Here is an 11989-nt window from a genome sequence, read left to right as displayed (position 1 = left end):
AAGACTCGGAGTGACCAGTCTCGCCCGGCGACTTCTGCCTGGGGTTATGGGTCCCTGCGTTCGCAGGGACGACAGCGCAGTGTGACGCGCCCTCAGCGCGTCAACAACAGCCCGCCCTACGCCACCACCGCGCGCTTCGGCTCGACGATCTCGAACATGCGCGGGAATTCGTCCATCAGGCCCATCAGCTCGGCAAGCTTCATCGGATTACCCGATAGCTTGACCTTGCCGGCAGCGACGGCTTCCGGGAAGCTGGTCAGCTTGGCGATGACTTCATCGAGCGTTGCGCGCGCGAGCGTGAAGCTGGCGTCCGCGCCTTCCGCCTGCACGCCTTCGGTATAGGTCAGCGCAGAGTTTTCCAGGTTGAGCACGAACGTCTCGCCGGTATCGGAAAAGCTCCAGTTCAGCACGATATGCTTGCCTTCCGCCTTCGGGCCGTTGAGGCGAATGCCGAGCACGTCCCAGAGCTGCGAGGTGCGCAGCGCCGCCAACGTCTCGCGCGGCATCGGCGGGCGCGGCGGGGTCTTCGGCATGCCCTGGCGCAATTCCTGTGCGCCGAACAGATAGGCGTTGCGCCAGGTCGAGCTCTCGGCGGCATAACCGAGCTGCTCGAGCGTATCCGCCAGCAGTGCACGTGCCGCGGCATTATCAGGCTCGGCGAAGACGAGATGGCCGAGCGCCTGTGCCACGAAGCGGAATTCACCCTTGTCGAAGTCCTTGCGGGCGCGCGCGAGGATGGCGTCGGCGCCGCCCATGTACTCGACATATTTCTTGCCGGACTCGACCGGCGGCAGCGGATCGAGATTGACCGGGTTGGCATCGTACCAGCCGAGATATTTCTGGTAGATCGCCTTCACGTTATGCCGGATATGACCGTAATAGCCGCGGCCGTGCCAGGCGCCCTCCAGGCTCTTCGGCAGCTGGATCGTCTCGGCGATCTCGGCTGCCGTGAGGCCGTGGTTCATCAGGCGGATGGTCTGGTCATGCGCGAATTTGTAGAGATCGCGCTGCTGCCGGATCATCGTGCCGATCCGCTCGGCTCCCCACACCGGCCAGTGATGCTGGCCGCACATCGCTTCCGCCTTGCCGTCCCAGAGCTGCAAGGCCTCGCCCAGATATTTCGACCAGGCGAGCGCATCGCGCACGTCGGCGCCGCGGAACGGCAGCAGATTGTGGAAATTATGCGTGCAGTTCTCGGCAAGGTTCAGCAGCTTGTAACGCGGGATGAAGAAGTGCATCTCCGCCGGCGCTTCGCTGTTCGGCGCCATCTGGAATTCGAACTCGACGCCGTCGATCACGCGCTTGTCGCCGGTCGCCATGATCAGGTCGGTCGGCCGGAGCAGCGCGACCGATCCCGCGGCCATCGACTTTCCGAGCCCGCAATCGACCTGCCCTCGTGCCCCCTTGGCGAGAAACGGGCCGAACTGATATTGCGCCCGGCGCAGCATCGCCGGCCCCGCGATGATGTTCTCGGAGACCGCGTGCTCCATGAACAGGTTCGGCGCGATGATCGGCACGCGGGAGGTCGCCAGCGCATCCTCCTCAAGCACGCCGCGCGCACCGCCCCAGTGATCGGTGTGGGTGTGCGTGAAGATGACGGCCGCGACGGGCCGCTGGCCGCGATGCTTGTAGTAAAGATCGAGCGCAGCACGCGCGCCCTCGATCGAGGTCAGCGTGTCCACAACGATGACGCCATTGTCGCCCTCGATCAGCGTCATGTTGGCGATGTCGAGCCCGCGCACCTGGTAGACGCCGGGCACGACCTCGAACAGCCCGTGCTGCATGTTGAGCCGCGACTGCCGCCACAGGCTCGGATTGACCGTCGGCGGCGCCTGCTCGGATGACAGGAAGCCGTAGGGCTCGAGGCTCCAGACCGTCCGCCCTTGCGGGTTTGTAATCTTCGCGTTCTCGATCGTGCCGAGGAAGCCGCGCGCGGCATCGTCGAAATCCCGCGTGTCGGAAAACGGCAGCGCATTTTGCATCGCCGCCTGCTGCGCGATGACGGACGCCGTTGCGTCCTTCGGCTCTTTGCTGGGGTCTGTCATGCTTGTCTCCTCCCGGCTCGTTGCGCGCATCTAACCGCATCTCGCGGTCGATTGCCATCGCTGGCGGAGGCGAAAGCAGCGAGGCAAGGACAGTGCACTCTTCCTTCTCCCCTTGTGGGAGAAGGTGGCGCGAAGCGCCGGATGAGGGGTTCTTTCCCATTCGCAAGGTTATTCGTGAGGAGAGAGACCCCTCACCCGCCTCGCCGCTATGCGGCGAGCCACCCTCTCCCACAGGGGGAGAGGGTGTCACCGCATTCGCCGCTGCCCAGCAAACACGGCTACATCCCCAACAATCTCGGCAACCACAACGACAGGCCCGGCCAATAGGTCACGACCACGAGGAATCCCAGCATCGTCAGCAGCCACGGCCACACCGCGACCGTGAGCTCGGTGATGCCCATCTTGGCGATGCCCGAGGCGACGTAGAGATTGAGGCCGACCGGCGGATGGCACAGTCCGACCTCCATGTTGACCGTCATCAGGATGCCGAAATGAATGGGGTCGATGCCGAGCTTGACCGCGACCGGAAACAGGATCGGCGCCATGATCAGGATGATCGAAGACGGCTCCATCACGTTGCCTGCCAAGAGCAGCAGCAGGTTGACGACCAGCAGGAAGCCGATCCACCCCAAGCCCTGGTCGATCATCCATTGCGCCAGCGCCTGCGGCACGTTCTCGTAGGTCATCAGGAACGAGAACAGCACGGCGTTGGTGATGATGTAGAGCAGCATCGCCGAAAGATTGGCCGACGACAGCAACACCCGCGGCACGTCCCGCAGCTTCAAATCCTTGTAGATGAACACCGCGACGATGAAGGCGTAGACCGCGCTGACGGCCGCGGCTTCCGTCGGCGTGAACAAGCCGGTGTAGATGCCGCCGATCACGATCACGATCAGCAGGATGCCCCAGATCGACTTGCGGAATGCATCGAAGCGCTCCATGAACGTCGCCTTCGGCATCCGCGGATAGTCGTTACGCCAGGCGCGATAGAAGGTCGTCGCACCGAGCAGGAATGCGAGCACCATTCCCGGCACGATGCCGGCGATGAAGAGCTTGCCGACCGAGGTGTTGGTGGAGACCGCGTAGAGAACCATCGGGATCGACGGCGGAATGAGAATGCCGAGCGAGCCGGAGGTCGTGATCACGCCCGCACCGAACCGTCTCGGGAATCCCTGCGCGATCATGGCGGGCAGGATCACCGAGCCGATCGCCACCACGGTCGCCGGCGACGAGCCGGAGATCGCGGCAAACAGCGCGCATGCGACCACGCCCGACAGAGCGAGACCGCCGTACCAATGGCCGACCAGCGCGGTCGCGAAATTGATCATGCGGCGCGCGACGCCGCCATGGGTCAGGAAGTTGCCGGCGAGGATGAAGAACGGGATCGCCATGATCTCGAAATTCTCGATGCCGGTGAACAGCTTCAGCGCCACCGATTCCGTTCGCACGTCGGTCAGCGTGAACATGAAGCTAAGCACGGTGAGACCCAGCGCGATCGAGATCGGCATGCCCGTGAGCATCAACGAAAGCAGGAGCGCGAACACGATGAAGACGCGCACGCCCTGCGGCAGCGTGATGAGGTGGCCGGCATGCGCAAAGCACACGGCGACGATCAGCATGGGCAGCAGTATCAGGACCCAGCCGAGCGGGCTGCGCTCGTCGCGGACGACCTGACTGCGGGTGACCGGCGCCGGATGCACCGGGTCCGCCTCGACGCCCTCGACGCCCGCCATGTCGTGATGCGGCAGCTCGCCGGTGCGGTAGAACGACCATGCGACCTGGAGGAAGCGGAAGCACATCAGGCCGGAGCCGAGCGGGATCGTGAGATACACCATCCACATCGGCGCTTCGAGGTCGTTGGATTGCTGGCCGGTCTGCCACATCTGGCCGACGAACGCGGCCCCGAAATAGGCCACGATGGCGGTGAAAAGCGCGCCGCACAAAAGGCCGAAGGTGATGACGCGGCGGCGCGACCCGCCGGGGAGGATGTTGACGAGCACGTCGACGCCGACATGGATGCCCGTGCGCACGCCATAGGCCGCGCCGAACTTCGCCATCCAGATGAACATGTAGATGCAAAGCTCTTGCGCCCAGGACAGGTCGAGCGCGGCAAGCCAGACAAACGCCGCGCGTGCGGGGACGGCAATGAAGCTCAGACTGCGCGCCTCCGCCCATTTGGCGATGTCGATCGACAGCCCGGCGCCGTAGCGATGCAGCACGGCGACGAAGATCAGCGACGTTGCGGCCGCGATCATCGTCGCGATCAGCCACTCCTCGAGATGATCGAGGAAACGATTCAGCACACGCAGCAACTTGGTCCCCCAGAAATAGCCCGTCATTCAAGAGCGAAACGGCCGGGAGTGCGATGCCCCCGACCGTTCATGTTGTTCTTATGCGAACGCGGCCGTCAGTTCATCTTGACGTCGAGTTCCTTGGCGACGAGATCGAGCACTTCCTGCCCGACCCGTCCCTTTGCCCATTTATAAGTCGGCTGCATCGCTTCCTGCCACGCCTTGCGGTCGGCGTCAGTCAAATAATGCAGCGTGGTCTTGCCGGTCTTCTTGATCTCGGCCAGCGCGTCGTCGTTCTCCTGATGCGCGATCTGGTTGGTGTATTCAGTCGCCTCCGCCATCGCCTTGTCGAGCTGGGTGCGGACGTCGGGCGGCAGCCCGTTCCAGAATTTCGAGTTGACGATGACGGCATATTGCAGATGCGCGTGATAGGACACGGTGATGTCCTTCTGCACCTCGTAGAATTTCTGCGTCAGATAGTTGGATGCGGTGTTCTCGCAGCCGTCGACCACGCCGGTCTGCAGCGCCTGGTAGACTTCCGAGAACGCCATGATCTGCGGGATCGAGCCGAGGATGCGGAAATACTGGTCGGCGACCTTCGAGCCCGAAATGCGGAATTTCAATCCCTGGAAATCGGTCGGCTTCACCAACGCGCGGTTGGCGGACAGCATGTGGAAGCCATTGTCCCAATAGGCGAGCCCGGTGATGCCCTTGGCCTCGAGCTTCTGGAACAGCCACTTGCCGACCGTGCCCTTCATCGCGTTGGAATAGGTCGCGTCGTCCTTGAACAGCCAGGGCAGGTCGAGCGCCTCGAATTCCTTGATGCCGAGAGGTGCGAATTTCGCGGTCGAAGGCGCGAGCATCTGCACCGAGCCGAGCTGGAGCGCCTCGATCTCCTCCTTGTCCTTGTAGAGCGTGGAATTCGGGTAGATCTCGACCTTGACCTTGCCGTCGGTGTATTTCTCGGCGAGTTCCTTGAACTTCAACGCGCCCTTCCCCTTCGGGGTGTCGTTGGCGACGACGTGGCTGAACTTGATGACGATTGGACTTTGAGCCTGGGCAACGGCAGGGGCCGCGAGAATAGCTGCGGCGGCGATCGCAAGAAGCAGCTTGCGCATGAAGTAACCTCCCAACAACCTCTAAAACCGGGTCTTTTTTGTTTTGCAGCCCGGTTTGCAGTCCAGTAGTGGCAGCAATCCGCCACCCGAACAACTAGACCTAAGCCCAATTTGCCGCAGGCAAGCTATCTTGATGGTTGTTGTCCACGCAACCCGGCACCCGCTCCCATTCCAGGGAACGAGCGCTTATGTCGCATTGCGGCAGTGCAATCAGCTTTTGCGCTGGGCGACCATGAACAGACGCCGGAACGGGAACAGCGTCTGCCCGGCGGCATTCTTCGGATAGGCCTTTGCGACACGTTCGCCATAGGCTGCCTCGAACGCAGCCTTCTCGTCGCCTTGCAAGATATCGAGATAGCGCGTCAGCCATGTCCCCTTGGTCCATTCCTTCACGGGGTTGTCGCCTTCGAGCACTTGCAGATATTCGGTCTCCCAGATGTCGATATTGGCCGACATCGGAGCAAGAAGATCGTGATAGTAGGCCGGCCCTTGCACCGGCGGCGGCGTGACGAGATGCTCGACCTTTGAACGCCACGGACCGTTCAGCGCCGTCTCGCCAATCAGTACATGCGATGGCGCGAGGAAGTTGCGCGGCATCTGCACCGCAAGCATGCCCCCACGCGCCACCTTCTCCATGACCGACGGAAACAGTGCCGCATGATTGGGCAGCCAGTGCAGTGCGGCATTGGAATAGACGACGTCATACTGCTTCGCGGGACGCCAATGGCCGAGGTCCTCGTGCGACCATTCCACATCCGGCGCCGCCTTCCGCCCCGCGGCAACCATCTCGGCCGAACCCTCGACACCGGTCACGCTCGCATCCGGCCAGCGTTCCTTGATGAGTTTTGTCACGTTGCCAGCGCCGGCGCCGAGATCGGCGATGGTGCGCGGGCCGACATCCGGAATTCGCATCAACAGGTCGACGGCGGGCCGGAGCCGGTGGCCGGAGAATTTCAAGTATTGCTGCGGATCCCAGACCATCGTTCGGCGCCTTTTCTTTTTCGTGTTTCCTTCGCGATGGCTGTTGGTTACCACTGCTCGTCCCGGTCGGGCAAATCACCTGACAGGGACAGGGCAGGAAACGAACAGCAATACGCAAAAAAGCAAACAAGAGAGCGTGTGACCATGGACCTCGGGCTCAAATCGAAAACTGCAGTCGTCACCGGAGCGAGCATCGGCATCGGCCGCGCCATCGCCAGGGGCCTCGCTGCAGAAGGCGTCCGCGTCGTCGGCGTGGCGCGGCGCACCGACCTGCTTGCCGAGCTTGTGAACGAAGTCGGCGGCGGCCTGATCACGCCGTTCGAGCAGGACGTGATGGCAAAGGACGCGGCGGAGAAGATCGCAGCCTTCGCCGTGGGCGAGCTCGGCCATGTCGACATCCTCATCAACAATGCCGGCGGCAGCCGCCCGCTGCCGGTCGATGCGCCCGACAGCAAATGGGACGAGGCGATCGCGCTGAATTTCACCAGCTACCGCCGCATCGCACATGCACTGCTGCCGCAGATGATCGAACGCAAATGGGGCCGCATCGTCAACATCACCGGCAAGTCCGAGCCGGAAGGCCTCAACGCCGCCTTCGCCGCCAAGGCCGCCGTGCACGCCTGGGCCAAGGGCCTGTCGCGCGAGATCGGCGAGCACGGCATCACCATCAACTGCATCCCGCCCGGCCGCATCATGAGCGAACAGATCCGCCGCAACTATCCGCCGGATTATCGCGAGCGCTTTGCGGAAGAAGAGATCCCGGTCGGCTATTGGGGCGAGCCGGAGGACCTCGCGGCGCTTGCAGTGTTTCTGGCATCGCCGGTGGCGCGGTACATCACGGGGACGGTGATCCCGGTGGATGGGGGGCTGAGGCGGTATCAGTTCTAGGGGCTGAGCCGATCGGTGCCGTAGGGTGGGCAAAGGCGCGCTCTTTGCGCGCCGTGCCCACCATTTTATCCTCACTGCGAATGGTGGGCACGCTTCGCTTTGCCCACCCTACATACCGAACGTTTCGCGATCACTGCCACGATCACATCCTGCCAGTGTTTTGCCCGACGGGTCAACGTGATCACGACTGCGAATGTCGTCGCGACGCGGTTCGAAAAACCCTTATCAATCAAGGGGCGTTCTACTGTGCATGGGGTTGTTTTTCGACATTTTGTTTTGAGGCCCAAGAAAAAGGACGCGTGAGTCCCTCACTCCGCCTGCAAGATCTCCGCAATCGCCGCTCCCGCTGCGATCGTGCCGAGCTTGCCGCCGACGTCCCGCGTCGCCCTGCCCTCGCGAAGCGCCTTCGCCACCGCCGCCTCGATCGCACGTGCCGCCTCCTCGTAGCGCACGGCGCCGGTCTTCTCGCCATGCCAGGCGAGCAGCAGCGCGGTCGAGAGGATCAGCGAGACCGGATTGGCGACGTCCTGCCCGGCGATGTCGGGCGCCGAGCCGTGCGCGGCCTGCGCCATCGCGTAACGGTCGCCGACATTGAGCGAGCCGCCGAGGCCGAGGCTGCCTGAAAGCTCCGCCGTGAGATCGGACAGGATGTCGCCGAACATGTTGGTGGCGACGATCACGTCGAAGCGATCGGGGTTGCGCACGACATGCGCCATCATCGCATCGACCAGGATGTCGTCGACTGCGAGGCCGGGATAGGCCTTCGCCGCCGCGCGGCAGATGTCCAGAAACATGCCGTCGCCGATCTTGAGCACATTGGCCTTGTGCACGATGGTGAGATGCTTGCGCCGCTTCATCGCCAGACGGCAGGCGGCGTGCGCGATGCGCTCGCAGCACGCCCGCGTGATCCGGCGCAGCGAGATCGCGACATCAGGCGTGACCAGCATCTCGCCATTGCCCTGCTCCATGTTGCGGTCCGCGTAGAAGCCTTCGGTGTTCTCGCGCACCACGACGAGGTCGAACTCGCCGAACCGGCCGGGCCGCCCTGCATAGGTGCGCGCGGGCCTGACATTGGCGTAGAGGTCGAGGTTCTTGCGAAAATGCCTGGACGGATTGATCTCGCCATGCGCCTCGTCCTTGAAGTCGAAGGTCGCGGTCGGGCCCAGGATCAGGCCGTCGGCGGCGCGGACGATGTCGAGCAGCTCGGGGCGTACCGTCGTGCCTGATAGCTTGAGGCTCGCATGCCCGACCGCGTGCTCCTCCAGCCGCAGATTGAGCTGGAAGCGTTCGGAGGCCGCGCGCAGCACGCCCGATGTCGCGGTCGTGATCTCCGGTCCGATGCCGTCACCGGGCAGAACGACGATTTGCATGGCGATCCCCTGAAATTGCAGCAGCTCGCGCGATCATACGCCAGCGCGAGGCATCATCGCCTGACCTTCGCGCATACACAGCATGCAAGCATATGCCTGTGGCAGGCGGCCTCGGCGTAGTACATGCCAAAAGCCCCCTCAGCCACGCCGCCGGAGCAATGCGCGAACGCAATGACAATCACGTTACCTGCCGCCGCGCGCGAGCCTGACCATCCCATTGCCGACGGCCTGCCGGCCGCGCAGCGCCGCTGGGCGATCGCCGCGATCTTCACCGCGCTGGCGATGGCCTCGCTCGACACCGCGATCGCCAACATCGCGCTGCCGGCCATTGCCGCCGACCTGCACGTCACGCCGGAGCAGTCGGTCTGGGTGGTCAACGTCTACCAGATTGCGCTGGTGGCGACGCTGCTGCCGCTCGGCGCGCTCGGCGAGATCGTCGGCCACCAGCGCATCTATCTCGGCGGCCTCGTCCTGTTCACCATCGCCTCGCTGCTCTGCGCGGTGGCGTGGTCGCTGGACAGCCTGCTGGTCGCGCGCACGCTGCAAGGCCTGGGCGCCAGCGGCATCATGAGCGTCAATACGGCGCTTGTGCGCTTCGTCTATCCCGGCCGGATGCTCGGCCGCGGTTTCGGCCACAACGCGCTGGTGGTCGCGACCGCCTTCACCTTCGGCCCTTCGGTCGCCTCCGCCATTCTCGCGGTCGGCCCATGGCCCTGGCTGTTTGCCGTCAATATCCCTTTCGGCCTCGTCGCGATCGGGATCGGCTTTGCGATGCTGCCGAAGACGCCGCGGGCCGATCACGGCTTTGACTTCCTGGGCGCGATCCTGGCATCCGCCTGCCTCGGGCTGTTCATCACGGGCATCGGCAGCGCCGCGCACAATCTGTCGCCGGCGGTCGTGGGCGTCGAGCTGGTCGCGGCCCTCGCGCTCGGCTTCATCCTGACGCGCCGCCACGCCGATCATCCGGCGCCGATGCTGCCGATCGATTTGTTCGCCCGGCCGATGTTCGCGCTGTCGGCTGCGACGGCCGTGTGCTCCTTCGCCGTACAGGGCCTCGCCTTCGTCTCGCTGCCGTTCTATTTCGAGGACGTGCTGGGCCGCTCGCAGGTCGAGACCGGCTTCTTCATGACGCCGTGGCCGCTGGTGGTCGGCATCATGGCGCCGATTGCCGGCCGCCTCTCCGATCGACACGCCGTCGGCCTGCTCGGCGGCGTCGGCCTCGTGCTGCTCGGGCTCGGCATGGCGCTGCTCGCGATGCTCCCGTCCAATCCTGCCATCCCCGACATCATCTGGCGGATGGTGATCTGCGGCATGGGTTTTGGCTTCTTCCAGGCGCCGAACATGAAAGCGGTGATGTCGAGCGCGCCGCCCCACCGCAGCGGCAGCGCCTCCGGCATCGTCGCGACCGCACGGCTGACGGGACAGACGACCGGCGCCGCGCTCGCGGCGGCCTGCTTTGCTCTCGCGGGCCACGAAGGCGCCACGGTGGCTCTGGCGCTGGGGGCCGGCTTCGCCGCGCTCGGCAGTGTGATGAGCTTCCTGCGGCTTGCGGTGAAGTAGCCCCTCAGGCCAGATGCCGGGCCGCCGTCGCGTCGATCGTCGCGGCCGCCGGGACGACAGCCTCGTCGTCGAGCGCAGCAAGGCGCCCGTCGATCGCCTCGATCACCTTGCGCGAGAACGGCCCGAGATGCGCATAGGCCGCGATCATCTGCACCGCGATCCGCGCCGATGATGTGTCGCGCTTGGCGCAGTTCATGAACGTCTGCCAGAGCGGTCCGCGCGCCTCGGGAAGCGCAGTGACCACACGGTGCACGGTCTCCATCGCTCCGATCCTGGCGCGAATGTCGCCCTCGGCCAGCTCGGAGCGCTGTCTGGACCGGTCGAGCAGCGTCATCAACTTGTCGATGCGGCCCGCATAGGCCGCCGGGCTGTAGACCCGCTCCAGCACCGACTTGTAGTCCGTCAGGATGTCGCGCAACGGGCGGACGGGATCGAAGTTGATCCCGCTGGTGCACTGATCGGCGCCGAGGGTCGGCGCGAGATCGTGGCCTGGATGCAGCCGGCCTTCGCGCTCCAGGCGGCGCGTGAGCTGAGTGTTCGGCAAGGCGTAGAGCAAGCCGACCATGGCGACTGGAATCGCGGCCTCCTCGATGAAGTCGACCATCGCATCCGCCATCGAGAGCTTCTCGTTGTCGAAGCCGACGATGAAGCCCGCGGTGACGAGCATGCCCGCGGCGTAGATCTTGTGGATGCTCTCGGCGATGTTGCGCCGCGTGTTCTGCTTCTTCCGCATCGCGACCAGCGTCGCCGGATCCGGGCTTTCGATGCCGACGAAGATGCCGAAGAAATTGGCCGCGCCCATCAAGTCGAGCAATTCAGCGTCGTCGGCCAGATTGACCGAGGCCTCAGTGGACAATTCGAAGGGATAGCCATGCGCGCGCTGCCATTCGGCGAGCTTGGGCAGGAACTGCCGCAGCGACTTCTTGTTACCGATGAAATTGTCGTCGACGAAGTCGAGATGGCCCCGATATCCCATCTGGTAAAGCGTCTCGAGCTCGACGAACATCTGCTCGATCGTCTTGGTGCGCGGCACGCGTCCGTAGAGCTCGATGATGTCGCAGAACTCGCAGGTGAACGGACAGCCGCGCGAGTACTGCACACCCAGATAGAGATAGTCCTCGAACTTGAGCAGGTCGAAACGCGGCACCGGCGTTTTGGTGACGTCGGCCTGGAATTTCGGCGCCGTGAAGACGCCGGAGCGAGCGCCGCTGTCCCAAGCCGCGATGAAGTCGTCGATGACGCTCTCGGCCTCGCCGAGCACCCGGAAGTCGGCCCTCTCATAGATGTGAGGGCTCGAGGTCGGATCGGGACCGCCGACGACCACGGGCTTGCCTGCGGCACGGCACGTTTCGATCAGGCGCAGCGTGTCGGCCTGCTGCGGCATCATTCCGCCGGTAAACACGACGTCGGCCCAGGAAAGATCCTCCTCGCCGAAGGACGTGGTGTTGCAATCGATCAGCCGGACCGTCCAGTTCTCGGGTAACATCGCGGCGACGGTGATCAGGCCCAAAGGAGCGGCAGGGCGCTTCACGCCCAACACTTTGCAGGATTCACCAAAGGTCCAGAAGGACTCTGCCGAGAACAGCGGATAGAGCATCAGCACGTTGCAGGGGGTCGTCACGTTCATGGAACTCCTTCTGACTCGGGTGCAGTGTAGCAAAGCGTTGCCGTCTTGCACCCCGGCAAAAGGGACAAACTGTGGCCTGTTCCGACGCCGGGAACGCGCCCGAACGTCG

8 protein-coding genes and 1 pseudogene are annotated in these 11989 nt (G+C 64.2%); 2 read left to right on the top strand and 7 right to left on the bottom strand.

The window, feature by feature from the left end; translation table 11 throughout:
• Positions 1-116: 116 nt before the first annotated feature.
• From NLM15_RS12475 to NLM15_RS12455, 5 genes and pseudogenes are all read right to left on the bottom strand, one after another.
• Entirely contained in the window at positions 117-2045 is a 1929-nt protein-coding gene (locus NLM15_RS12475; protein WP_254117236.1) for an alkyl/aryl-sulfatase, read from the bottom strand.
• A gap of 278 nt (positions 2046-2323) precedes the next feature.
• Positions 2324-3604, bottom strand: a complete 1281-nt coding sequence (locus tag NLM15_RS12470; protein WP_254124221.1) for a TRAP transporter large permease — start codon at positions 3602-3604, stop codon at positions 2324-2326.
• A gap of 219 nt (positions 3605-3823) precedes the next feature.
• Positions 3824-4300, bottom strand: a pseudogene (locus tag NLM15_RS43505) (TRAP transporter small permease); the annotation flags it as partial.
• Positions 4301-4452: 152 nt separating this feature from the next.
• Positions 4453-5454, bottom strand: a complete 1002-nt coding sequence (locus NLM15_RS12460) for a DctP family TRAP transporter solute-binding subunit (protein WP_254117235.1) — start codon at positions 5452-5454, stop codon at positions 4453-4455.
• Between the two features lie 210 nt (positions 5455-5664).
• Positions 5665-6435, bottom strand: a complete 771-nt coding sequence (locus NLM15_RS12455) for a methyltransferase domain-containing protein (protein ID WP_254117234.1) — start codon at positions 6433-6435, stop codon at positions 5665-5667.
• Between the two features lie 144 nt (positions 6436-6579).
• Between NLM15_RS12455 and NLM15_RS12450 the strand changes: the two genes are divergently transcribed.
• Entirely contained in the window at positions 6580-7323 is a 744-nt protein-coding gene (locus NLM15_RS12450; RefSeq protein WP_254124220.1) for an SDR family NAD(P)-dependent oxidoreductase, read from the top strand.
• Between the two features lie 308 nt (positions 7324-7631).
• Here NLM15_RS12450 and NLM15_RS12445 read toward each other — a convergent pair whose 3' ends face one another.
• Complete coding sequence (locus NLM15_RS12445; protein WP_254117233.1) at positions 7632-8693, bottom strand: isocitrate/isopropylmalate dehydrogenase family protein; 1062 nt, start codon at positions 8691-8693, stop codon at positions 7632-7634.
• A gap of 171 nt (positions 8694-8864) precedes the next feature.
• Here NLM15_RS12445 and NLM15_RS12440 point away from each other — a divergent pair, with 171 nt between their 5' ends.
• Complete coding sequence (locus NLM15_RS12440) at positions 8865-10253, top strand: MFS transporter (RefSeq protein WP_254117232.1); 1389 nt, start codon at positions 8865-8867, stop codon at positions 10251-10253.
• A 4-nt stretch (positions 10254-10257) separates the two neighbouring features.
• Here NLM15_RS12440 and NLM15_RS12435 read toward each other — a convergent pair whose 3' ends face one another.
• Positions 10258-11880, bottom strand: coding sequence for a B12-binding domain-containing radical SAM protein (locus NLM15_RS12435; RefSeq protein ID WP_254117231.1), 1623 nt, complete (start codon positions 11878-11880; stop codon positions 10258-10260).
• Positions 11881-11989 lie beyond the last annotated feature (109 nt).

The organism is Bradyrhizobium sp. CCGB20 (assembly GCF_024199855.1).
GTDB lineage: Bacteria > Pseudomonadota > Alphaproteobacteria > Rhizobiales > Xanthobacteraceae > Bradyrhizobium.
The sequence above is the reverse complement of the archived record's forward strand: the minus strand, read 5'-3'. Positions and strand labels throughout refer to the sequence as shown.

Bases quoted from the DNA above. Each gene is read 5' to 3' on its own strand.
- NLM15_RS12475 (WP_254117236.1), bottom strand. From the start codon at position 2,045: ATGACAGACCCCAGCAAAGAGCCGAAGGACGCAACGGCGTCCGTCATC.
- NLM15_RS12460 (WP_254117235.1), bottom strand. From the start codon at position 5,454: ATGCGCAAGCTGCTTCTTGCGATCGCCGCCGCAGCTATTCTCGCGGCC.
- NLM15_RS12455 (WP_254117234.1), bottom strand. From the start codon at position 6,435: ATGGTCTGGGATCCGCAGCAATACTTGAAATTCTCCGGCCACCGGCTC.
- NLM15_RS12450 (WP_254124220.1), top strand. From the start codon at position 6,580: ATGGACCTCGGGCTCAAATCGAAAACTGCAGTCGTCACCGGAGCGAGC.
- NLM15_RS12445 (WP_254117233.1), bottom strand. From the start codon at position 8,693: ATGCAAATCGTCGTTCTGCCCGGTGACGGCATCGGACCGGAGATCACG.
- NLM15_RS12440 (WP_254117232.1), top strand. From the start codon at position 8,865: ATGACAATCACGTTACCTGCCGCCGCGCGCGAGCCTGACCATCCCATT.
- NLM15_RS12435 (WP_254117231.1), bottom strand. From the start codon at position 11,880: ATGAACGTGACGACCCCCTGCAACGTGCTGATGCTCTATCCGCTGTTC.